This is a genomic window from Nisaea sp. (assembly GCF_040217065.1).
Lineage (GTDB): Bacteria > Pseudomonadota > Alphaproteobacteria > Thalassobaculales > Thalassobaculaceae > Nisaea.
In genome coordinates, this window is the sequence record NZ_JAVJNX010000004.1 from 81,163 (window position 1) to 103,813 (window position 22,651).

The 22,651-nt window shown below is 60.4% G+C and carries 17 protein-coding genes and 2 pseudogenes; 12 read left to right on the forward strand and 7 right to left on the reverse strand.

The window, feature by feature from the left end; genetic code table 11:
- Positions 1-34 precede the first annotated feature (34 nt).
- Positions 35-706, forward strand: coding sequence for an HAD family hydrolase (locus RH950_RS01950; RefSeq protein WP_350053163.1), 672 nt, complete (start codon positions 35-37; stop codon positions 704-706).
- 248 nt (positions 707-954) lie between these two features.
- On the opposite strand, the gene RH950_RS01955 is transcribed toward RH950_RS01950, so the two are convergent.
- A complete protein-coding gene (locus tag RH950_RS01955; protein WP_350053165.1) occupies positions 955-1,413 on the reverse strand; it encodes a tetratricopeptide repeat protein in 459 nt (152 codons plus the stop codon).
- 48 nt (positions 1,414-1,461) lie between these two features.
- On the reverse strand, positions 1,462-2,349 hold the full coding sequence (locus RH950_RS01960) for an S-methyl-5'-thioadenosine phosphorylase (RefSeq protein WP_350053167.1): 888 nt from the start codon (positions 2,347-2,349) through the stop codon (positions 1,462-1,464).
- Positions 2,350-2,804: 455 nt separating this feature from the next.
- Here RH950_RS01960 and RH950_RS01965 point away from each other — a divergent pair, with 455 nt between their 5' ends.
- Together RH950_RS01965 and RH950_RS01970 are read left to right on the forward strand one after the other, a co-directional pair.
- Positions 2,805-6,290: a response regulator gene (locus RH950_RS01965; RefSeq protein WP_350053169.1), complete on the forward strand. Its 3,486-nt coding sequence runs from the start codon at positions 2,805-2,807 to the stop codon at positions 6,288-6,290.
- Positions 6,287-7,387: a response regulator gene (locus RH950_RS01970; protein WP_502889689.1), complete on the forward strand. Its 1,101-nt coding sequence runs from the start codon at positions 6,287-6,289 to the stop codon at positions 7,385-7,387. The genes RH950_RS01965 and RH950_RS01970 overlap by 4 nt, the downstream gene beginning before the upstream one ends.
- A gap of 103 nt (positions 7,388-7,490) precedes the next feature.
- Here the strand turns inward: RH950_RS01970 and RH950_RS01975 are convergent, their stop codons facing one another.
- Genes RH950_RS01975 through petA form a run of 3 tightly spaced genes read right to left on the reverse strand, consistent with a single transcriptional unit; the run spans position 7,491 to position 10,060 of the window.
- Positions 7,491-8,261 (reverse strand): cytochrome c1, encoded by a 771-nt coding sequence (locus tag RH950_RS01975; RefSeq protein ID WP_350053173.1) that lies wholly within the window; start codon positions 8,259-8,261, stop codon positions 7,491-7,493.
- A complete protein-coding gene (locus RH950_RS01980) occupies positions 8,261-9,517 on the reverse strand; it encodes a cytochrome b (protein ID WP_350053174.1) in 1,257 nt (418 codons plus the stop codon). Before RH950_RS01980 ends, RH950_RS01975 begins: the two co-directional genes overlap by 1 nt.
- A gap of 12 nt (positions 9,518-9,529) precedes the next feature.
- Entirely contained in the window at positions 9,530-10,060 is a 531-nt protein-coding gene (petA, locus tag RH950_RS01985) for a ubiquinol-cytochrome c reductase iron-sulfur subunit (protein ID WP_350053176.1), read from the reverse strand.
- A gap of 187 nt (positions 10,061-10,247) precedes the next feature.
- Between petA and RH950_RS01990 the strand changes: the two genes are divergently transcribed.
- The 4 genes and pseudogenes from RH950_RS01990 to RH950_RS02005 all read left to right on the forward strand — a co-directional run bounded on the left by RH950_RS01990 (position 10,248) and on the right by RH950_RS02005 (position 15,360).
- A complete protein-coding gene (locus RH950_RS01990) occupies positions 10,248-10,742 on the forward strand; it encodes a tRNA (cytidine(34)-2'-O)-methyltransferase (RefSeq protein ID WP_350053178.1) in 495 nt (164 codons plus the stop codon).
- A 287-nt stretch (positions 10,743-11,029) separates the two neighbouring features.
- Positions 11,030-12,381, forward strand: a pseudogene (locus RH950_RS01995) (IS1380 family transposase).
- 392 nt (positions 12,382-12,773) lie between these two features.
- The gene (locus RH950_RS02000; RefSeq protein ID WP_350053180.1) at positions 12,774-13,550 is read left to right on the forward strand and encodes a substrate-binding domain-containing protein; all 777 of its coding nucleotides are present in this window, start codon (positions 12,774-12,776) and stop codon (positions 13,548-13,550) included.
- A gap of 118 nt (positions 13,551-13,668) precedes the next feature.
- Positions 13,669-15,360 (forward strand): methyl-accepting chemotaxis protein, encoded by a 1,692-nt coding sequence (locus tag RH950_RS02005; RefSeq protein ID WP_350053182.1) that lies wholly within the window; start codon positions 13,669-13,671, stop codon positions 15,358-15,360.
- A gap of 68 nt (positions 15,361-15,428) precedes the next feature.
- Here the strand turns inward: RH950_RS02005 and RH950_RS02010 are convergent.
- Positions 15,429-15,569: pseudogene (locus RH950_RS02010) on the reverse strand (DNA-3-methyladenine glycosylase I); the annotation flags it as partial.
- Positions 15,570-15,690: 121 nt separating this feature from the next.
- Between RH950_RS02010 and RH950_RS02015 the strand changes: the two are divergent.
- From RH950_RS02015 to RH950_RS02025, 3 genes are all read left to right on the forward strand, one after another.
- Entirely contained in the window at positions 15,691-16,305 is a 615-nt protein-coding gene (locus tag RH950_RS02015) for a TetR/AcrR family transcriptional regulator (RefSeq protein ID WP_350053184.1), read from the forward strand.
- 139 nt (positions 16,306-16,444) lie between these two features.
- On the forward strand, positions 16,445-17,011 hold the full coding sequence (locus RH950_RS02020) for a peroxiredoxin-like family protein (RefSeq protein WP_350053186.1): 567 nt from the start codon (positions 16,445-16,447) through the stop codon (positions 17,009-17,011).
- A 93-nt stretch (positions 17,012-17,104) separates the two neighbouring features.
- A complete protein-coding gene (locus RH950_RS02025; protein ID WP_350053188.1) occupies positions 17,105-17,989 on the forward strand; it encodes a lipid A biosynthesis lauroyl acyltransferase in 885 nt (294 codons plus the stop codon).
- An 11-nt stretch (positions 17,990-18,000) separates the two neighbouring features.
- Here the strand turns inward: RH950_RS02025 and RH950_RS02030 are convergent, their stop codons facing one another.
- Entirely contained in the window at positions 18,001-19,842 is a 1,842-nt protein-coding gene (locus RH950_RS02030) for an ABC transporter ATP-binding protein (RefSeq protein ID WP_350053190.1), read from the reverse strand.
- Positions 19,843-20,080: 238 nt separating this feature from the next.
- On the opposite strand from RH950_RS02030, the gene RH950_RS02035 reads away from it, so the two are divergent.
- Positions 20,081-21,664 (forward strand): ABC transporter substrate-binding protein, encoded by a 1,584-nt coding sequence (locus RH950_RS02035; RefSeq protein ID WP_350053192.1) that lies wholly within the window; start codon positions 20,081-20,083, stop codon positions 21,662-21,664.
- A 27-nt stretch (positions 21,665-21,691) separates the two neighbouring features.
- Positions 21,692-22,648 carry an ABC transporter permease gene (locus RH950_RS02040; protein WP_350053194.1) on the forward strand — a complete coding sequence of 319 codons (957 nt, stop codon included), beginning with the start codon at positions 21,692-21,694 and terminating at the stop codon, positions 22,646-22,648.
- Positions 22,649-22,651: the final 3 nt, after the last annotated feature.

Sequence of the window (22,651 nt, forward strand, 5' to 3'; positions counted from 1 at the left end):
GGAACCGCGATGCACTGGCCGCGAAAGGGCTCCCATGTTTTCCGCCATCATCTTCGACTGCGACGGCGTTCTGGTGAATTCCGAATCGATCCATCTCGCGCTTGAGCTGGACCATCTGGCAGCACTTGGCCTGACCTATGATCGTACGGAGTACGTGCATCGGGTGAAAGGCAGGTCCTGGCCGGATTTTCTGTCCATTCTCTCCGGCGATCATGAGGCGGCCTTCGGCACCCCGCTGCCCGAGCACTTTTCAGGCGAGCTCTCCGGTGCCGTCTGGCAGGCATTCGAGAGCCGCTTGGCTGCCATGGACGGCGCGGCTGCTCTGCTCGACAGCATCTCTTACCCTCTGGCCGTCGCCTCCTCCAGCGGCCACCAGACCCTGCGCAAAAAACTGGAGATGACAGCACTGCTGGACTTCTTCGACCCGCATGTGGTCTCCAGCGATCATGTCGAGAACGCAAAACCGGCCCCCGATATCTTCCTTCACGCAGCCGAACGCCTCGGGGTTGCACCGGATCGCTGCCTTGTCATCGAGGACAGTGTGAACGGTGTTCTGGGAGCGCGCGCAGCCGGAATGGTCGCTTGGGGATATACCGGCGATGCAAAGGGGGAAGCCAGTCTTCCAGCCCGGCTGAAAGAAGCCGGCGCCGCCGACGTATTTGCCCATCACGATGAAATCCGACAGCAGCTCGGCCAAGAGCGATAACGGACGAGCAAGCCCTCCCTAGTTTCCTGCTTTCGCAGGAATGACGACCTGGAATGAGCGCTCTCAGAGAAAATTCGTCATTCCCGCGTGCGCGGGAATGACGGTTGAGGGAGAGCTCGGCTCGCACAAAAACTCTTGATCCTTGCGCATGTGGGAACCCAGAAATCACAGAGCGACCTCTGCGAGAACCAGTTAGGAGAAGGACAAGAGGCTCAGACGCGAGATCTATGGCTTGGAAGAGGCAATCTCTATCCGAGCTCCTGCTCCGCCAGCGCGATGCGCGCGTCGTGGAACCGCGGGTTCAGGGCCAGGCACTGCTCGTAGCAGGTCCGGGCATGATCCTTGTCGCCGGCTGCATCGAAGACCTGGCCGAGGGTGAACCAGGGGTCCGGGTCCGAGGGGTTGAGATAGATGGCCCGATTCAGGGCGGACGCGGCGGGCTCCAGCCAGCCGGCCTGGAAACAGGTCATCCCGAGCTGGCGTTGATGATCCGCGTCAGCCGGATCAAGCACCGCGGCCCTGCCAACCAGTTGCGCCGCCTCGTCGTGACGGCCGTTCTGCATCGCCAGGATGCTCTTGACGTGGAGCGAGCGCGGGCTGTCCGGCTGGCCTTTCGTGACCCGCCGATAAAGGTTCTCCAGCCGTGCCGTGCCCATATTCACCACCCGCGCGGCGCGGGAAGGGCTGTCTTGCGAGGTCCGTTCCATAACGGCACCACCTTAACCCGCGCGCGCCGATAGCACCACAGGGGAGCGTCAGGCACCCAGCACGCGGCCGGCGACGGCATCCAGCTTGGCGACCAGCTCCGGGTCCCGCGCCTCCGGATGGGTGATCAGGGCATATTGCAGCGCATTGTCGCCACCCTGCTCGTCCAGCTCGGGCCGCTTCGCCAGCATCGGTGCGACGGTGCGGACCAGATCGCGGGCCTTCTCCGCATTCCCGGTGAGTACCTTGATGACCTGCTCGACGGTCACGCTGTCATGCTCCGGATGCCAGCAATCGTAATCGGTGATCATGGCGACCGTGGCGTAGGGAATCTCCGCCTCGCGGGCCAGCTTGGCTTCCGGCATATTGGTCATGCCGACCACGTCGCAGCCCCAGGAACGGTAGAGCCTGCTCTCCGCCAAAGTGGAGAATTGCGGGCCTTCCATGCAGATATAGGTCCCGTTCACGCTGTGCGGCAGGCCGAGCTGCGTGCAGGCTTTCGCCAGCGCGGCCTGGATGCGTTCGGAAACCGGGTGGGAGAAGGAGACATGAGCGGCACAGCCGTTCGTGTAAAAGGTCTTCTCCCGGGCAAAGGTGCGGTCGATGAACTGGTCGATCAGCACGAAATGGCCCGGGGCGTAGTCTTCCTTGAGCGAACCGACGGCACTGAGGGAGATGATGTCCGTCACCCCGGCCCGCTTCATCACATCGATATTGGCGCGGTAGTTGATCCCGCTAGGGTTCAGCTTGTGGCCCCGGCCGTGGCGCGGCAGGAAGACCAGCTTCTGGCCATCCAACTCGCCGAACAGCAACTGGTCCGACGGGGTCCCGAAGGGCGAGGACACCTCCTCCCAGCGCGTGTTGGCCAGGCCGTCGATCTCGTAGATCCCGCTGCCGCCGATAAAGCCGAGGACCGCGTCGCGCGTCAGTTCCGTCATGGGGGTGTACCGCCTTCTCGCAGAAAGAAATCCGATCCCTGCCTAGCCGATGGCCGCAGGCTTGCCAATCGCAAAAAGCAGACACGCGGAACATGTGTGACAGGCCGCGCCGGTACGCCCCCGGTAAATATCCAGGCCTGCAACACCAACGACGAGACATCCGGAACGTGCACCCAGGATGCATCTCCCGGAACAATCCCATGCCAAAAGCATCTTGATATTGTGACAGTTCTGACATTGATCAATTTTAGCGGCTCCCCGATAACTTTATATTAGGGCTTTGCCTTTAGACAGGAGCAGGTCGAGGTCCGGCAAGGACTGCCTACAGGATCGCGGCAGGGAGGCATTCAGAGCTTGAAAACGCATTCTCTCGTGCGGCAGCGATCGGCCACGCGCCGAATTACACCGTGCCGTACTGCTCTCCCGCCGCATACTCACCTCGGCGCCGAATGCCCATGAATCTGTTTCTTGATCGCTTTTTCACGCCGGTTCAGGAAGTCTTCCAGCCGGTCAACGCCTTCCCGGGAACCTACGATTTCGGCCTTGTGGGGCTCTCCGTTTTCATCGCAATCACGGCTGCGGTCGTGGCCCTGTCGACCTCTCCACGCATTGCCGCAGCCGGGAGCCCCGGGGCTCGTGCCGCATGGCTCGTGGCCGGCGGGGGCTGCATGGGCGGTGGTATATGGGGCATGCATTTTGTCGGCATGCTGGCTTTCTCTCTACCGTGCGGCATCAATTATGACCCGCTCCTGACACTTGTCTCGATGATACCCGGAATGCTGGCCAGCACCGTCTCCCTGCTCGTGATCAGCCGGGGCGACAGGATCACGTTTCGCGAGCTTTCCATCGGCGCCGTTCTTCAGGGAGGCGGCATCGGTGCCATGCACTATGCCGGGATGGCCGCAATGCGCCTTGATGCCGTGCTGTTGTATGACATCAAGATGGTCGTGCTCTCGGTGCTCGTCGCCGTTGTCCTGGCCTTTGTCTCACTCGGCATCCTCGTTGTGCTCCGGAGCGTCGAGGCCCTGCGGCCATTGGCCATTCCCGTCGCGGCCGTCATCATGGGCTGCAGCGTCGCCGGCATGCATTACACGGCAATGCAGGCCGCGCTGTTTTTCCCCCTGGCCAGCGTGCTCGGGACCGGCAGTTCATTCGACCCGGCGATCATGGCCATCGTCATCGCTCTTCTGGTCGTCTGCTTCGGCGCGGCCACACTGGCCGCGGCCTTTGCCGGACGGCAGTTCGAGACAGCTTCCGCGCTCCGGCAGGAAGTCGAGCTCCGGACCGCCCTGGAGATACAGGCCCGAACCGATCATGCCCGCCTGCAGGCCATCATGGACAATATCGAGGCGGCCATCGTGACCATAGACCAGCAGGGCATCATCCTGCACTGGTCGCCGGGCGCGGAGAAAATCTTTGGCTATGAGATAGCCGAGGTGCTCGGACGGAACATCTCCATGATCATGCCATCCGATGTGGCAGCGCGCCACGACGGCTATCTCGAAAGTTACCTCGAAACCGGTCAGCGGAACATTATAGGCATCGGCAGGGAGGTCACCGGACGGCGAATGGACGGCAGTGCCGTGCCGATCGATCTCGCCATCAGCGAGACCCGGCTCGACGGCAAGCCCCTCTTCATCGGTGTCATGAGCGACATCACCGAGCGCAAGCGAAGCCATGCGGAGCTTGAGCAGGCGCGCATAGAGGCCGAAGCCGCCAACAAGGCAAAGTCTCTCTTCCTGGCAAACATGAGCCACGAGATCCGCACGCCATTGAACCCGATCATTGGCCTGGCGCATCTGCTGCAGAAGACCAACCTCGACCGGATACAATCCGAATATGCCCGCAAGATCCACCAATCCGGCGGGCATTTGCTGAAGATCATCAATGACATCCTGGACTTCTCCAAGGTCGAGGCCGGCGAGCTCGTACTGGAGGAAACCGATTTCGAAATCGACGAAATCCTTGACAGCATTTCCTCGGTCATCGCCGAACGCAGTGCGGACAAGTGCCTGGAATTGATTTTCGAGGTGCCTACGGACCTGCCGCGCGACTATCGCGGCGACCCGCTCCGCCTTAGCCAGATCCTGATCAATCTGGCGAACAACGCCGTCAAGTTCACCGAGACCGGCGAGGTCTGCATCGCGATAAAACTGCTGGAAAAATCGGAAAAATCGGCGCATCTGCGATTCTCGGTGCGCGATACCGGTATCGGGATCACCGAGGAGCAGATCAAAAAACTGTTCCGGTCCTTCCAGCAGGCGGATGAGTCGACAACACGCAAGTTCGGCGGCACCGGCCTCGGGCTTGCAATTTCGCAGAAGCTCGCCGGCCTGATGGGCGGAAGCGTGGATGTAGAGAGCACGCCGGGCAAGGGAAGTACCTTCTGGCTCGATCTCTGGCTTAACCTTGGTGAGAGATCGGGCTTGCGGCACCTGTCAAATCCCGATCTTCGCGGCCGCAAGGTCCTGGTCATCGAGGACAATGCCTCGGCAAATCACGCCATTTGCGAGATGCTGACATCGATGTCATTCGTGGTGGACAGCGTCGATAACGGCGCGGCCGCGATTGAACGGGTCCGGAACGGTATCCATTATGACCTGGTGTTCGCGGACTGGCGCATGCCGAACATGGACGGCATCGAAACAATCCAGCATCTGCGCCGCGAAAGCCCTGCGGGTCACGTACCAGGTTTCGTTCTGGCGACCGCTTACGGACGCGACGATGTCATGAACGCCGCGGCCGAGGCAGAGATTGAGGAGGTCCTCGTCAAGCCGCTCAATCCGTCCGAACTGTTCAATGCCGCGCTCCGTGTCCTGCGCCATGATCCTGTCGATGCCGCGCCCAAGTCCGGATCCCCGAGCGACGCCGAAAGCCTGGTGCCGCTGTTCCTCGCCCGCCGCCGCATTCTTGTGGTTGAGGACAATGCCCTGAACCGGGACGTGGCCATCGGCCTGCTCCGTGCATTCGGCGGCCAGCCCGAGATTGCCGAGAATGGCGCCGAGGCCGTCGCCCGTGTGGAAAGCACTCGTTACGACGCGGTGCTCATGGATATCCAGATGCCTGTCATGGACGGTTTCGCAGCGACGGCCGAAATCCGCCGGCGCTTTCCGGATCTGCAGCTTCCGATCATCGCAATGACGGCGAACGCCCTGAGCGGCGACCGGGAGCGCTGCCTCGAGGCGGGCATGGACGATCATATCGCCAAGCCGATCGACCCGGACGTTCTGTATTCGGTCCTGCAGCGCGTGCTCAACATCGACCAGCTGCCTGCGGCGGCCATGCCGGACGCAGGTTCAGGTCCACTGCCCGTGACGGACTTCCGCCTGCACCAGAGTGTCGATGTGACAACGGGCCTCAAGAGGGTACTGGGAGACAGGGAAGCCTATTCCCAGATGCTGGATCGTTTCCTCGAAGGCCAGGCTGCGCTCGTCGGACGGATCACCGGCGCGCTCGAAGCCGGTGATTTCGCAACCGCCGAACGGGAGGCGCATACCGCGCGTTCGGTGGCCGGCAATATCGGCGCCATGCAGATCTCCGAAGATGCACGCATTCTGGAGGACGCCATCAGGGAACGAGTTTCCCCGGACAGGCTTTCGGATCTGGTCGGCAACCTCGCGCAGCACCTGCAACCGGTTCTGAAATCAATCGCGGCCTTGCGCACAGACATAACGACCGACGCGGATCAGGAAAGTGACGCACCGGACAATGCCTTGGCCAGCGGGCGAGCCGCTCTCGGCGAACTGGTCCGGCTGCTGGCAGATGATGACGCGGATGCCAGGGACCTGTTTTCCGAACGCCGGGCGGACCTGCGCGCTGTGCTCGGGCTTCAGAAATTCACCGAAATTGCCACCGCGATCGACAGTTTCGACTTCGAGCAGGCCCACTCGATCTGCATCGAACTGTACTCCGCCACAACAGTGGAGCCATTACCGGAATGACGGAAACAGTGTCTGGACAGAGGACTATTCTCGTGGTCGACGACACGCCAGACAATCTGGCCTTGATGAGTCGCCTGCTGAAAGATCACTACAAGGTGAAAATCGCCAACTCCGGCCGGCGCGCCCTGACAATTGCGGCGGTGGAGCCACGGCCGGATCTCATTCTGCTCGACGTCATGATGCCGGAGATGGATGGATACGAAGTGTGCCGCCGGCTGCAGGCCGACCCGTCGACGACAGATATTCCGGTGGTTTTCCTGACCGCCCGCAGCAACCAGGAAGACGAGCATCTCGGCCTTGAGCTTGGCGCGGTCGACTATATCTCCAAACCGATCAGCCCGCCGATCGTACTGGCCCGCGTGCGCAACCATCTCCAGCTGAAGCGCGCCGCCGACCTGTTGCGCGACCAGAACAGCTTTCTGGAAAGTGAGGTGACCCAGCGCACGGAAGATATCAGGGCCATGCGCGACGCGACCATTGTCGCCCTCGCCTCTCTCGCGGAAACCCGGGACAACGAGACCGGCAACCATATCCGCCGCACCCAGGACTACATGAAGGTTCTTGCCGAAAAACTGGTCGAAAACCCCAAATTCGGCGCCTTCCTGCAGCCCGAGACAATCGACCTGCTGTACCGCTCGGCCCCGCTTCACGACATCGGGAAGGTCGGCGTGCCGGACTCCATCCTGCTGAAACCGGGCCGCCTCACGCCGGAAGAATTCGACATAATGAAGACCCACACGACGCTCGGCCATGACGCCTTGAGCAAGGCGGAAGAGGTTGCCGGGACCGGCGACGAGCGCTCATTCCTGCAATTGGCGCGGGAAATCGCCCTGACCCATCATGAGCGTTGGGACGGCAAGGGCTATCCCCAGGGTCTGGCCGAAGACGACATTCCGATTGCCGGCCGCCTCATGGCCGTTGCCGACGTCTACGATGCCCTGATCTCGAAGCGCACCTACAAGGATGCCTTCTCGCACGAAGAGGCGGTTGCAGAGATCCGCAAGGGACGCGGCACCCAGTTCGATCCCGACATCGTCGATGCCTTTCTTGGTCTCGAAGGCGTTTTTCGGGATATCGCCGCCTCACACGCCGACTGAACCCCACTGACCATATATATCTGCCCGGATCTGTTTCCCGGCCGGAATCAAAAAGGGCCGCGTCGAACGACGCGGCCCTTCAGAAAAACATAGTCGCTCAGGATCAGTGCACGTCGGCCCAGATCTTCCGCTTGGAAGCATAGAACAGGCCGCTGGCGACGATCAGGAACAGGATCACCGCGACACCGGTTCGCTTGCGCTCTTCCAGGTTCGGCTCGGACGCCCAGGTCAGGAAGGCCGTCACATCCCTGGCCATCTGGTCGACGGAAGCCTTGGTGCCGTCCGCATAGGTCACGCCGTCCTCATAGAGCGGCTGCGCCATGGCGATCTGGAACCCCGGGAAGACCTTGTTGTAGCTCATGCCTTCCGCGACAGTCTCGCCTTCCGGAGCCTCGCCATAGCCGGTCAGAAGCCCGTATATGTAGTCCTCGAACCCGGCCCGCGCCTCGACAATGAGGGAAAGATCCGGCGGCAGGGCGCCGCCGTTGGAGGCCCGTGCGGCATTGTCGTTCGCGAACGGTGCGACAAAACGGTCGGCCGGGGTGCCCGGACGGGTAAACATTTCGCCTTCATCGTTCGGGCCGTCAACGACGTCGTACTGCGCCGCGATGGCTTTCACTTCCGCTTCCGAATAGCCGATATCGGCCAGGTTCCGGAACGAGATGTAGTCCAGCGAATGACAGGACGCGCAGACTTCCCGATAGACTTGGAGGCCCCGCTGGACCGACGCCCGGTCGAAGGTTCCGAACAGGCCGGAGAAGGACCAGTCCTGCTTTTCCAGGTGAATGGGGTCACCGGCGGCGTGAGCAACCGGCCCCCCGATGGACAGAGCCGCGAACAGGGCGGTTGCCGCGATCAGAGACCTCATACGCATTATGCTTTCTCCTTCGGGGCTGCCGGTGCGGCGGCCGTTCCACCCGCGCCGCCAAGCACGGACTCGCTGATGCTTTTCGGTAGCGGCTTCGGTGTCTCGAATATCGAGAGCAGCGGAAGCACGACGAGGAAGTATGCGAAGTAATAGATCGTCGCGATCCGGGACGCGGTGACATACCAGCCCTCAGCCGGCTTGCCGCCGAGCCATGTCAGCGTGATGCAGTCGATGAACAGCAGCCAGAAGAAGATCTTGAAGACCGGCCGGAAGCTGCCGCTGCGCACCGGAGACCGGTCGAGCCACGGCAGGATGAACAGCACCGCGATGGCGCCGAACATGGCCAGCACGCCCATCAGCTTGTCCGGAACAGCGCGCAGGATCGCGTAGAACGGCAGGAAGTACCATTCGGGCACGATATGCGCCGGCGTGACCAGCGGGTCGGCCGGAATGTAGTTGTCCGGATGGCCCAGGAAGTTCGGCGCGAAGAACACGAAGAAGGCGAGCGGGATCAGGAAGACGAACAGGCCGAACGCATCCTTGATGGTGTAGTACGGATGGAACGGAATCGTGTCCTGCGGGCCCTTCACATCGATACCCAGCGGATTGTTCGAGCCGAAACGGTGCAGCGCGATGATGTGCAGCACGACGACCGCGAAGATCACGAACGGCAGCAGATAATGCAGCGCGAAGAACCGGTTCAGGGTCGGGTTGTCGACCGAGAAGCCGCCCCACAGCCAGGTGACGATATGCTCACCGACCAGCGGGATGGCGGAGAACAGGTTGGTGATGACGGTCGCACCCCAGAAGCTCATCTGGCCCCAGGGAAGCACGTAGCCCATGAAGGCGGTCGCCATCATCAGCAGCATGATCACCACGCCGAGCATCCAGAGCAGCTCGCGCGGCGCCTTGTAGGAGCCGTAATACAGGCCGCGGAACATGTGGATATAGACGGCGATGAAGAAGAAGCTGGCGCCGTTCATATGGATGTAGCGGATCAGCCAGCCGGAATTGACGTCGCGCATGATGCGCTCGACCGAGGCGAAGGCGTAATCGACATGCGGCGTGTAGTGCATCGCGAGCGTGATGCCCGTGACCAGCATGATGACCAGCATGATCCCGGCCAGCGAGCCGAAGTTCCACCAGTAGCTGAGGTTCTTCGGGGTCGGATATTCATGCGCTTCATGATGCAGGAAGCTGAAGATCGGCAGACGGTGGTCAATCCACCGGACGACCGGATTGGTAAAATTAGCAGTGCTCATCGCTCAGCCTCCTCAACCGATTTTAATGGCGGTGTCGCCGGTAAAGACATACGGCGGCACAGGCAGGTTGAGGGGCGCCGGACCTTTGCGGATCCGGCCGGAGGAATCGTAGTGCGAGCCGTGGCAGGGGCAGAACCAGCCATCGAAATCGCCGCGCACGTCGGTTGGCTTCTGGCCGAGCGGCACGCAGCCGAGATGGGTGCAGATGCCGACGAGGATCAGCCATTCCGGCTTTTCCACCCGATCGGCATCCGGCTCCGGGTCGCGGAGATCGTCGAGGTCGACATCCGTGGCCTCCGAAATCTCCGCTGCCGTCCGGTGGCGGATGAAGACCGGCTTGCCGCGCCAGACCACAGTGACCGACATGCCTTCTTCGATGCCGGAGATATCGACCTCCGTGCTCGCGAGGGCAAGTGTATCAGCCGCCGGATTCATTTGATTGATTAACGGCCAAACCGCGGCCGCGGCGCCAACCGCACCGACAGCGCCGCTGGCGACGTTGATAAAGTCGCGCCGTGTCGCGCCTTCTTCCATCTCAGCCATTGTAATTCAGCACCTCTCGCCCACTTATGCTTCGGCTTGGAACTTAGCCCGTCCCCCGCCCTTGCGAGTGCGACACAGGGTCGCGCGCGACAGACAGGTTAAAAGCCCTGCTCCGAAGCTATTGCTTCGTCCTATACTGCACCCCGAAACCAATTGCAAAGCCTCCCGTCAGCAATAGGCAGCCAACGTGCGAATTGCACTCTATCAACCGGATATCCCGCAAAATACCGGGACCATTCTCCGTCTCGCCGCCTGCTTTGGCGTTTCCGTCGATATAATCGAGCCTTGCGGCTTTGCCCTGAGCGATGCGCGGATGCGCCGCGCCGGGATGGATTATATCGATCATGTGGACTGGATTCGGCACAGTTCATGGGAGCGTTTTCTCGAGCAGCGGACGCCCGGCAGGCTGGTGTTGCTGACGACAAAAGCCGATCAGTCCCTTCAGAAATTCGTTTTCGAGAAGGGTGACACGCTGCTGTTCGGCCGGGAATCCACCGGTGTGCCGGCCGATGTGCATGATCACGCCGACGCCCGCATCGCGATCCCGATGCGGAAGGGTCTCAGGTCGCTCAATCTCGCTGTCTGCGCTTCCATTGCGACCTGGGAGGCGTTGTGCCAAACCGGTATGACGGGAACACGGCACGATGGAACCGCCGATGCGATTCCGCCTGGTCCCGTCTAGATGGGCATGGCGCGTTTGCCAGGATGATGCCTCAGCAGCCGGACCTCCTCGTAATCCACCCGGCGCACCAACGATGCAATTCCGGCCATGCACATCGAAAGTCTACGCGACACCATGCTTCTTCCAGACATGGCGCAAACAGATCTGATGCTTTTATTGTCTTTGCCCTCAGTGCTCTTTTCGGATCATTAAGCCCGTATTTCCCAAATGAGGCCATGAATTAGCGACGAAGATGCAGGATTCTGATATAAAAATCAATGTGTTGATGTTGTTTTAGAGGGGTTTTGATGGTTCACCCGATGGGTGAAAGCGAAGCGGGGGGGCTTCGGCTCGGTTTTGACCGCCGATTGAAGCTCGGCTTCCACGGCTCGAAGATCACATCGGATGCGGGTCTGCTTGCCTTTCGGGAACTAGACGACGCCCTTGGATTGACCGAAGCCGCCGGTGGTCGGCTTTTCGATCCGCGTCCCGGCCGGAACGGCCAACATGGGATGACGGGCCTGTTCGGCAATCCACCTTCGGGCGGCTTGGCGGCTATGAAGACGTGAACGATGCCGACCGTCTTGGGCGCGATCCGGCGATGCGATGGATTGTCGGCGGGCATGCCGTCGCCAAGCAAGCGGCCTCGGCCAGCCAGATGGGGCGTTTCGAGACCGAATTCTTGGCGACAGATGACAACATCGCCACTCTTGCCGATCTGTCTGGCGCTTGGATCGACCGGGTTCACGACCGTCATCCGCTGAAGAAGGCGATCCTCGACATGGATTCCAGCGTCAGCCCGACTCATGGCGCTCAGGAAGGGACCGCTTACAACGGCCATTTCGGCTGCACCTGCTATCACCCGCTGTTCGTGTTCAACCACATGGGCGATCTGGAGCGGTTCCGCCTGCGTCCCGGCAATGTTCACAGTGCCGGCGGCTGGCGGGATGCCCTGGTGCCGGTGGTCGAACGCTACAAGGAACGAAAGGTTCGGCTGTACTTTCGCGGCGATGCCGCTTTCGCCTCACCGGACCTCTACGAGTACCTTGAAGCCGAGGGCATCCTTTACGCGATCCGTCTCAAAGCCAATACCGTTCTCCAGAACCACATCGCCCATCTGCTGCGTCGTCCGGTCGGACGCCCGCCCAACCATGTTCGCTGTTACCATGCCAGCTTCAGCTACCAGGCCGGCTCGTGGGACAGGAAACGCCGGGTGGTGGCCAAGGTGGAGTGGCATCCCGGCGAGCTTTATCCCCGTGTCGGGTTCATCGTCACCAATCTGAGCCGCTCCGCCGAACGGGTCGCTGCCTTCTACAACCAGCGGGGCACGGCCGAGCAGCACATCAAGGAAGGCAAGGACGCCATCAAGTGGACCCGGCTGTCATGCCGCAAGTTCCGCAACAATGAAGTCCGGCTTCAGCTTCATGCCCTGGCCTACAACCTGGCCAACTTCATGCGGACCCTGGCCCTGCCCAAGGAGGTGGAACACTGGTCGTTGACCACAATCCGAGAAAAGCTGGTGAAGATCGGGGCGAAGATCGCCGCCCATGGCCGGTACGTCACTTTCCAGATGGCGGAGGTCGTGGTGCCACGCAATCTGTTTCAGGGCATCTTGGAGCAGATCGACCGGTTGCGAAGACCAAGCGCAGCACCGGCCTAAACAGAGGAAGGGCAAGATGGCGAAGGGAGAAGTGCGTCCGAATGAGGGGAAAACCGTCATAAACAGGGCATCAGAGGTCCCCCGTTGGTCGAAACATCGATCCAACGGCCGGGAGGGCGATCCATCGTTCCAATCGCGGGGACGCTCGGCTACCATCAGGCCCGAAACCAGAGGCCATCTGGGGAATGTCGGTTATGTCTATACTTATAAACTTCCCGCAATAGAAGTATTGATTTAAACGTATTCTCTATTTTTTACTGACACCAAATAATATGAGCGCTTGATATTAGTCAATATCGTCAATGTTAACTTTTTTTTACTTCCACCCAATAAATTTCCGTCATCGACGGCTCCTTGTCGTCCAATAATTTTTCAGACGAAAGGTCATTTAAATGCGCTTCACTCCTAAGACCATCGCCAAGTTACTTGGCACGCTTGTCCTTCTCGGCATTGTTGCTGCTGCTCCGGGAGCCGTAGAGGCCCAAGGTGTTCTTACAGTCAGCGGGTCCACCACGGTGGATAATACAATCATGACCCCGTTCCGCTCCGAAGTTGAGCAGAAGTCTGGTCTGAAACTGAAAATCGTTGGTAACGGCTCCGGAAACGGCATCGCCGACCTCGAAGCCGGCAAAGCGGATGTTGCCATGATCTCCAGTCCGATGGAGAACGTCATTGCCAAGGCAAACAAGAAAAAGCCCGGCAGCATCAAAGGCGACGGCCTGATCTCTCACCCGGTCGGCGGCACAAAACTGTTTGTGGTCGTCAATAAGAGCAACCCGGTAGCCAAAACCCTGACCGCAGACCAGGTCCGTGCGATCTTCAAAGGTGAGATCAGTAACTGGAACGAGGTCGGTGGTCCCGATGCCGCCATTCAGATTTTCTCCGAGCGTGCCGGAGGCGGTGCCCGGGCGACCCTGGAAAAGAGCTTCCTGAAAGGTGAAATCACTCCCAAGGCAAAGCCCGTCGGCGGTGTTGCTCTTGGCGTCAAGGTCGCCAGCCAGAATCCAAAAGCCATCACCTTTGCTGGCCGGAAAATGCTGAACGACAAGGTTGTTGCCGTCGAAAGCGTGCTGGTCGAGCAACCGCTGTGGTTGGTTACCAAAGGCGAGCCGACAGCAGATGCAGCCAGCCTGATCAAGGCGACAGCTGAAATCGGGAACGCGCTTTAACCGAAATCTCAGGCAACCGAACGGGAATTCACAAGTTCCCGTTCGGTTCCGCCGCGTCGCAACTCCCGAAGAAGCGACGCGACGGAACCGGAAACCGGAAACCCATGAAGGATTAAACATGTCCAGTCTCACGCTTCGTACAAAGCTGATGGCGCTATTGCTCAGCGCCCTGTTGGCCGTTGTCGCGATTGGTGGCGTTACAATCGTCGGGATTGAGCATCTTCGGAAATCCGGCAGTGATATCTACGAACGGGCGTTCGTCGATATGGGCATGCTCTCTGAACTGCAGCTTACTTTCGAACGACAGAGGGGCCTCGTCAGCCGTGCGCCGGCCGAACTCGATCTTGACCGTTTGAGTGAACAGCTTTCAGAGTTCGACCAGTTGACTGCTTCTTTGCAGACGCGCATTGAAGACTATCAGGCAATGGACCAGGACTCGGCGCTTTCACAGGGCGTTCAAGGTCTCGCCGTGAAGCTGAACGTCTATCATGAGGTATCCGCTGAGGTTTATGCGTCCGCCGAAAGCTTCGATTCCGAGAATGCAATTGCCCTCGTGGCCGGCCCTGTAAGCGAGGCTGCTGCGGCAGTCTCAGCCGATCTTGCGACCCTGGCCCGCACCACGGAGGGTATTGCGCGCGGCACGGTCGAAACAATGCAGGCTGACAGCGGCCTTATTCAACAGGGCATGGCGGGCGTCGCAGCTCTTCTCCTGATCGTGCTCGGCGGCGGTGGCTATTGGTTCATCAGCTTTGGCGTGAGCCGTCCGATCACAGATCTTGCGGCGACCATGGACGAACTGGCGAACGGCAACAGAGAGGTCGAGATTCCCTCACTCGGACGCCATGACGAGATTGGGGCAATGTCGGCAGCAGTCCAGATCTTCAAGAAAAACGCGATCGAGAACGAGCGCCTGCAGAAGCACGCCAAGGAACAGGAACAGCGCGTGGACCAGGATCGGCGCCAGGCGCTGAACGATCTGGCCGGGACGTTCGAAAGCAGCGTTGCGAGCGTGATCGACGACATTTTGGTTCAGATCAACGAGCTTGGGGCCAAGGGACAGATAGTCACCGAAGCATCCGACAGGACGAAGACCGACGCCGGGTTTGTTCTTGATCGCTCAGACCAGACCAGCAACAACGTGGCGACCATTGCAACCGCCGTCGAACAGCTTTCAGCGTCAATCCGCGAGATCAGTGTTCAGACCAGCAGTGCGCAGGAGATGACCTCCTCCTCAGCACGGGACGCGCAAAAAGCCATGGGCGAGGCAACGACGCTGGCAAAGGCGACGGAGGAAGTCGGCGGGATCATCCAATTGATCAACGACATTGCCGAACAGACAAATCTCCTCGCGCTCAATGCAACCATCGAAGCTGCACGAGCCGGGAACGCTGGCAAAGGTTTTGCCGTGGTCGCCTCCGAGGTCAAAAGCCTCGCAAACCAGACTGCGCAAGCGACCGAAGAGATCAGCTCGAAAATCAGCAGCATTCAGAATGTCGCCGAGAGCATGGCCCGGATCATCGGTGCGGTTGATAGCGGCATGAGCAGCATGGACGAGATCGCCAGCGGTATTGCGGTCGCGGTTGAGGAGCAAGGTTCTGCAACAGACGAGATTTCGCAGAACATCGCGCAAGCCGCCGACGGTACCAAAGAAGTCTCGCAATCAATGGCACAGGTTGACAGTTGCGCAAGAGATACGGGCTCGGCGGTCGCCGGCATGGTCGAAATCAACCAGCATCTCGCCGACAGGGCCCAACAGCTCAAGGCCGAGACCGAGCGCTTTCTCGCCAGCGTCCGTCAGGAAACGGCGTAAAAAACCACAAGGTCCGGCTTGCGGTGCAAAAGCGGGGATTGGCCGCAGACACAAGCCCCCATACCGGATCACGTCCGGGATGACGCTCTTGGCACGGGTCGCTTGAACGCCGCCCGTGCCTCCTCCACGCGCGCCCGGACCACGCAGGCCTCGACATGGTCGTTGATCAGTCCCATCGCCTGCATGAAGGCATAGACCGTGGTCGGGCCGACGAATTTCCATTAAGAGTATCCGAAATTGAGTAACAAAATTTTAGCATAATTTGTCCTATTCTAATCCTTGCGGCGGTCTAAACCTTGACAAACATCAAACAGCAACCATCCTAAACCTATGGCCAGACAGAAAGAATTCGACAGAAACGAAGTCCTCGAGAAAGCAATGCAGGCTTTCTGGCGACGCGGCTACGAAGCAACGTCCGTTCAGGATCTTGTATCGGCGACCGGCATCAATCGCGGATCGATGTACGACACGTTCGGGGACAAACGCGGGCTTTTTCAGGCGGCGGTTGAGTTCTATATCTCGAATGTCAGTGCGGGGCGCCTGAAGAAAATGACCGGGTCCGGCCCGGCCCTCGAAGCGATCCGGGATTATTTTGAGGATCTTGTTGCATTTTCGGTGAAGGATGGCCGCGAGCTTGGCTGTCTGATCACCAACTCCGTCGTTGAGCTTGCACCGCACGACGCCCCCATTGGCGACATGCTGCGCGACAGCTTCGGCCGCGTCGAAGATGTCTTCCGCCGGGCCCTGCTTCGGGCCCAGGACGCCGGAGAGCTGTCCCTGGATGTCAACGTCAAGGCCGTGGCCCGTTTTCTGACGGCAACAGCCAACGGGATTCGCGTGTTCGCGCGCGCCGACGCCGATGCCGAGACATTGCATGATATCGTCGACAGCGCCTTGTCCGTGATCGAAGGCCAGCGACCCGACTTGCCGATCGCGGCCGAGTAGAGGCGGCCCGGCCGGGGCTTTCGCCTTCACCCCCGTTTCGTCTCGAAACACATTCCCTTGAGGAACGATAATTCAGGTTGATTTCTGGAACGGTAATTCCATATTAATCATCATCGAATTCAACCACGGAAGACCATTCATGACCCAGCTTACACCGCTCTTTCCCCGCCAGCAGGTGCCCGCCCTTTCCGTCGACACGGTCGGCGGCGGCAGTTGGAGCCTCGCCGATGCAAAGCCTGAGAATTTCAGCCTTGTCGTCGTTTATCGCGGCCTGCATTGCCCGATCTGCGGCATGTATCTGAAGGATCTCGACCGCAAGCTCGCCGACTTCAAGGAACACGGCGTCGAGGTCATCGCCATCTCCAGCGACGATGCCGCCCGCGCTCAGCAGTCCAAGGAAGACTGGAAACTGGAGAATCTGACACTCGGCTATGGCCTGACCCTCGAGAAGGGCCGTGAGTGGGGCCTCTATATTTCCTCCGGACGGGGCAAGACGTCCGTCGGCGTCGAGGAGCCGAAACTGTTCGTCGAGCCCGGCCTGTTCCTTGTCCGCCCGAACGGCGAGCTCTATTTCGCCAGCGTCCAGACCATGCCTTTCGCACGGCCGGATTTCGCGGCGATCCTGAAAGCGCTCGATTTCGTTCTGGCGAAGGACTATCCGGGCCGCGGCGAAGTCGTCGATCACCTGGCCCAGGCCGCCGAATAAACCCGCCTTCCGGGGAAGTCGTGCCGCGGCTTCCCCGGCCCCCGCATCCGAAAGTGGCTGACACCGCCCTCGGCCTTGAGCTACTAGGGCTGGGTGACAGATCATCCGCTCAAGACCCTCCGTTTCCGCATCGAAGCAGCCCTTGTTGGCGGACTGCTTGTGATCGTGCGGCTGCTGCCGCTTACCACATCCTCCTGGATCGGCGGCAAGCTGCTGCAGATCGCCGGACCGCTGCTGCCCGCGCATCGTACCGCCCGCAGCAACCTGGAGCGCGCCTTTCCGGAAAAAGACAGCTCCGAGATTGCCGGCATCCTCAGGGATATGTGGAACAATCTCGGCCGGACAGCGGCGGAATATCCACATCACGACACGATCAAGGCCGAAGCTTCAGAGCGCCTCGAGGTGCATGGCGGCGCGTTGCTTGACGAACTCGTGACCCGCCCGCGACCGGCGGTCTTCTTCTCCGCCCATCTCGCGAACTGGGAAGTGCTGCCGATCGCTTCTGCCGTGCGCGGCCTCCCGGTGAATCCGGTGTTCCGCCGCCCGAACAATCCCTTCATGACCGCGCTCTTCGAGGACCGGAGACCGCACCCGGACGTGCAACTGATCGCCAAAGGCCCCCGTGCCGCGCGGGAGTTGCTGAAAATCCTGAAGCAAAACCGCTCCGTTGCGCTTCTGATCGATCAGAAATTGCGGGAAGGCATCCCGGTGCAGTTCTTCGGCCGGGATGCGATGACCGCAAGCGCCTTTGCCGAGCTGGCCCAGTTCGTTGACTGCGATATCTACCCGACGCGGGTCGAGCGGCTGCCGGGGGCCCGGTTCCGGGCGACCATCTACCCGCCTCTGGCAAAACCGGACACGACGGACCGGAAAGAAGCCGTGCGCCAGCTCACCCAGACGGCGACAAGCATGATCGAGGACTGGATCCGCGAACGGCCGTCGGAATGGTTCTGGGTACACCGGCGCTGGCCGGACTGACACCCTTTGTCTTACGTGCCGACCTTCGCCGCGTCCGCCGGCCCGAATTGCAGCGCATGCAGGTGCGCATAGAGACCTGCCTCGCCGATCAGCGCGTCGTGGGTGCCGCTTTCAACCACACGCCCGCCATCGAAGACATGAATGACGTCCGCATGCTGGATGGTCGAGAGACGGTGGGCGATAACGATGGTCGTCCGCCCCTTCATCAAAATCTTGAGAGCATTCTGGATCTGCCGCTCCGACTCGGTATCCAGCGCGCTGGTGGCCTCGTCCAGCAGCAGGATCGGCGCGTCCTTCAGAATGGCCCGGGCGATCGCAAGCCGCTGGCGCTGGCCGCCTGAAAGCCTCGTGCCCTGTTCGCCGATCACGGTCTCGTAACCGTCCGGCAGGGCCGTGATGAAGCCGTCCGCCGCCGCCGCCTTGGCCGCGGCGCGGACTTCCCCGTCGCTTGCATCGAGCCGGCCAAAGCGAATGTTGTTGATGACAGTATCATCGAACAGCACGACGTCCTGGCTGACGATGGCCAACGCCTCGCGGACGCTCTCGATGGTCACCGTCCTGATATCGAGACCGTTGACCATGACACTGCCGCCGGACGGATCGTAGAAGCGCGGGATCATCGAAAGCACCGTGCTCTTGCCGGCACCAGAGGGGCCAACCAAAGCCGTGACCTTGCCGGCCGGCGCCTCGAAACTCACATCGTTGAGCGCTGCTTCCGGCGCCATACTGACCTCACCCGTCTCATCGTCAACCGCAGCAGGCGCACCGTAGGAAAACTGGACGGCATCGAACTTCACCGCACCCGCAACCCGTGGCAGCGGCTTGGCTCCCGGAGCATCCTTGATCTGCGGAGCTTGGTCGATCAGAGCGAACACCCTTTGGGCGGCAGCGAGGCCCTCCTGGATGTGGGTTGTGATTTTGCCGAGTGCCCGGAGTGGCTGATAGGCCATCAGAGTCGCCGCGATGAAAGAGAAAAAGGCACCGGGAGATGTATGTCCATCAATCACCCGGGCGCCGCCATAGGCAATGACCGCTGCCACGGCGACGCCGCCGAGAAAATCGATGATCGGCTGCGGCGCAGCCTTCACCCGAACCCCCCGGTAATTCAACTGGAAGAGCCGCTCCACCAGCCCTTGAATGCGTCCGGTCTCATTCTCTTCGAGACCAAAAGACTTGATCATGCGGATACCCTGGAAGCTCTGGGTCAACAGGCTGGTCATCGCGCCCATTTCCTCTTGCGTCTCGGCCGAAACACGGCGCATACGCTTGCCGAGCTGACGGATCGGATATGCCGAGAGCGGCGCAACGACGAAGGTGATGCAGGCCAGCAGCCAGTCCTGATAGAACATCACCGCAACCAGAAAAATGACGGACAGCGTATCCCGGCCGAGACCGACCAGGGCATTCGCCACTGCGTTACGCATCGCATTGATGTCGAACGTAAAGTGCGAAATCAAGGTGCCGCTGTGCCGGTCCTGGAACAGGCCGAGATCGAGATGGATCAGGTGCCGGTAAAGCCGGGCCTGCGTGTCAGCGACCACCCGCTGACCGACATAGCCGACCAGCACTTCCTGCACATAGGCCGCAACACTCTTCACAAAGAAGGTCGCGACGACCGCACCAGCGACCAGCCACAAAACCGACAGATCTTTCTCGACGAAAATCTTGTTCACCATCGGATCCATCAGCCAAGCCGATGCGGCCGTCGCGGCAGCAACCAGCACCATGCACAACACGGCGAGGACAAGACGCCCCGTATAGGGTCTGACAAGGTCGCGGACCACACGCCTGAGAAGCGAGATACTGGCTTCGTCCGTGATGCTGATTTTAGGCCGGTCTGGTTTCTGCGCCATTCAGTCCAATCCAAGCAATGCGGCGCCCTGCATATAGCATGGCACCGTGCGACTTCCAGCGATTTGCGGCACGCAGAAATGCACCGTGACCGACAATTCCGAGCGGACCATGTTGATTTAAATTCGCTATCCCGTACTATTGCTGTCTCGCATTCAAGATAATCCGGTCATTCGGATAAGCGCCTGACAAAGCAATAACAATAATCGGCGCTCGAGCTTGGCAAAACAGGAGGCTTACATGAAATCGAACAATAAGTTCACGTCACCGTTGAACGCGGACGTGTCCCGCCGGGGATTCCTTGGTGGTACTGCGGCACTTGGCGTGACCGCGGCATCCTCTTCGGCATTGATGGGCAAGAAGGCCTATGCTGCCAAGAAGGGCGGCCATCTGCGGGCCGGCATCGCGCACGGATCGACCACCGATTCACTCGATCCGGCGACCTGGGAAAACGGTTACACCCTGTCCCTCGACTACACCCTGTTCAACCATATCGGTGAAGTCGACCATACCGGCGCTGTCCAGCCGGAACTTGCGGAAAGCTGGGAAGCCTCCCCGGATGCCAGGACCTGGTCCTTCAAGCTGCGCAAGGATGTCGAGTTCCACAACGGCAAGACCCTCGAAGCCTCCGACATCATCGCCTCCATTGAATATCACATGGGCGAAGACACCAAGTCCGCGGCGAAATCGCTGCTGGCGCAGGTCAAGTCGATGAAGGCCGACGGCAAGAACGAAGTCGTGATCGAGCTTGAAGCCGGCAATGCCGACTTCCCGTATGTGATCAGCGACTATCATATCGCCATCAAGCCGTCCAAGGACGGCAAGATCGACCCGATGTCCGGCATCGGTACCGGCCCGTATGTGCTCGAGAATTATGAGCCGGGCGTGCGCATGACGGCGACAAAGAACAAGAACTACTTCAAGTCCGACCGCGGCCATTTCGACTCCGTCGAACTGATCACGATCATTGATCTTGCGGCCCGTCAGAACGCGCTGACCACCGGCGAGATCGACATGATGGACCGGGCCGACCTGAAGACGGTTCACCTGCTGAAGCGCCAAAAGGGCGTCAACGTCATGGAGACTGTAGGCTACAAGCACTACACCATGCCGATGCGCACCGACACGGCGCCGTTCGACAATAACGAGCTGCGCCTGGCGCTGAAGCACTCGGTCGACCGTGAAGAGCTGGTGAAGAAGATCCTGCGCGGCCATGGCGTCGTCGGCAACGACCATCCGATCAGCCCGACCAACCAGTACCATGCCGAAGGTCTGGCCCAGCGGATGTACGATCCGGACAAGGCGAAGTTCCACTTCAAGAAAGCGGGTCTCGACGGCACAACGATCCAGCTTTCCGCCGCCGACGCCGCCTTCCCGGGCGCTGTCGATGCTGCCGTGCTCTACAAGGAGCATGCGGCCAAGGCAGGCATCGATATCGAAGTCGTCCGCGAGCCGAACGACGGCTACTGGTCGAATGTCTGGATGAAAAAGGGCTGGTGCGCCTGCTATTGGGGCGGCCGTCCGACCGAAGACTGGATGTTCACAACGGCCTATGCCGCCGGTGCCGACTGGAACGACACGTTCTGGAAGCACGACCGGTTCAACGAGCTGCTTCTCGCGGCCCGGGCCGAGCTCGACAGCGACAAGCGCCGGACCATGTATTACGAGATGCAGGAAATCGTCAGCAATGACGGTGGCGTGGTTGTCCCGATGTTCGCGAACTATGTGTTCGCCGCATCCGACAAGATCCTGCCGTCCGAGCAGATGGCCGGCAACTGGGAGCTCGACGGCTGCAAGTTTGCGGAACGGTGGTCCTTCGCCTGAGCGGCGGGGACGCTGTAGGTCAGCCCCATGTCACAGATCCTCAAAATGGTTGCCCAGCGCTTTGCGCTGGGCTTCCTCACCCTTTTTGTTGTTTCACTCATTATTTTTCTCGGGATCGAGCTGCTCCCCGGCGATATCGCAGAGGAAATTCTCGGCCAGAGCGCCACACCGGAAACCGTTGCCGCCTTCCGGACGGAACTCGGCCTCGATGTTCCCGCTCACATCCGCTATTTCGACTGGCTCTGGGGCATGCTCAATGGTGATATGGGCCGCTCCCTCGCCAACAAGCGTGAGATTTCCGAACTGATCGGCCTGCGTTTCGGAAACACGCTGTTCCTTGCGGTCACCGCCGCGGCGATCTCCGTACCGCTCGCCCTCACCCTCGGCGTGCTGGCCGCATTGTACCGCCACTCCTTCTACGATCGCGCGGTCAACGTGGTCACACTGAGCTCCATTTCTTTTCCGGAATTCTTTGTCGCCTATATCCTGATCTTCCTGCTCTCGGTGACCTTCCCGATATTCCCGTCCATTGCCAATATCAGCGATGCGACGCCGTTCTGGGAAAAGGTCTACAAGGTTCTGCTGCCGGCCCTGACCCTCACTCTCGTCGTCGTCGCGCACATGATGCGGATGACCCGGGCGGCCATCATCAACCTGCTCGCCAGCCCCTATATCGAGATGGCGAACCTGAAGGGTCTCAGCCGGGCACGGGTGATCGTCAAACACGCCCTGCCCAATGCGCTGGCACCGATCATCAATGTCGTGGTGATCAACCTCGCCTACCTGATCGTCGGCGTGGTCGTGGTCGAGGTGGTGTTCGTCTATCCGGGCCTCGGCCAGCTCATGGTCGATTCGGTCTCGAAGCGCGATCTGCCGGTGGTGCAGGCATCCGCCATGATCTTTGCCGGCACCTACGTCTTACTGAACCTGCTCGCGGACATCCTGTCGATCCTGACAAATCCGCGCCTGCTGCATCCGCGATGAGGG

Excerpts from the sequence above, each read along its gene's own strand:
- RH950_RS01980 (WP_350053174.1), bottom strand. The coding sequence starts at position 9,517 with ATGAGCACTGCTAATTTTACCAATCCGGTCGTCCGGTGGATTGACCAC.
- RH950_RS01960 (WP_350053167.1), bottom strand. The coding sequence starts at position 2,349 with ATGACGGAACTGACGCGCGACGCGGTCCTCGGCTTTATCGGCGGCAGC.
- petA (WP_350053176.1), bottom strand. The coding sequence starts at position 10,060 with ATGGCTGAGATGGAAGAAGGCGCGACACGGCGCGACTTTATCAACGTC.
- RH950_RS02030 (WP_350053190.1), bottom strand. The coding sequence starts at position 19,842 with ATGGCGCAGAAACCAGACCGGCCTAAAATCAGCATCACGGACGAAGCC.
- RH950_RS02020 (WP_350053186.1), top strand. The coding sequence starts at position 16,445 with ATGACCCAGCTTACACCGCTCTTTCCCCGCCAGCAGGTGCCCGCCCTT.
- RH950_RS02035 (WP_350053192.1), top strand. The coding sequence starts at position 20,081 with ATGAAATCGAACAATAAGTTCACGTCACCGTTGAACGCGGACGTGTCC.
- RH950_RS01965 (WP_350053169.1), top strand. The coding sequence starts at position 2,805 with ATGAATCTGTTTCTTGATCGCTTTTTCACGCCGGTTCAGGAAGTCTTC.
- RH950_RS01975 (WP_350053173.1), bottom strand. The coding sequence starts at position 8,261 with ATGCGTATGAGGTCTCTGATCGCGGCAACCGCCCTGTTCGCGGCTCTG.
- RH950_RS02005 (WP_350053182.1), top strand. The coding sequence starts at position 13,669 with ATGTCCAGTCTCACGCTTCGTACAAAGCTGATGGCGCTATTGCTCAGC.
- RH950_RS01950 (WP_350053163.1), top strand. The coding sequence starts at position 35 with ATGTTTTCCGCCATCATCTTCGACTGCGACGGCGTTCTGGTGAATTCC.
- RH950_RS01955 (WP_350053165.1), bottom strand. The coding sequence starts at position 1,413 with ATGGAACGGACCTCGCAAGACAGCCCTTCCCGCGCCGCGCGGGTGGTG.
- RH950_RS02040 (WP_350053194.1), top strand. The coding sequence starts at position 21,692 with ATGTCACAGATCCTCAAAATGGTTGCCCAGCGCTTTGCGCTGGGCTTC.
- RH950_RS02015 (WP_350053184.1), top strand. The coding sequence starts at position 15,691 with ATGGCCAGACAGAAAGAATTCGACAGAAACGAAGTCCTCGAGAAAGCA.
- RH950_RS01970 (WP_502889689.1), top strand. The coding sequence starts at position 6,287 with ATGACGGAAACAGTGTCTGGACAGAGGACTATTCTCGTGGTCGACGAC.
- RH950_RS02000 (WP_350053180.1), top strand. The coding sequence starts at position 12,774 with ATGCGCTTCACTCCTAAGACCATCGCCAAGTTACTTGGCACGCTTGTC.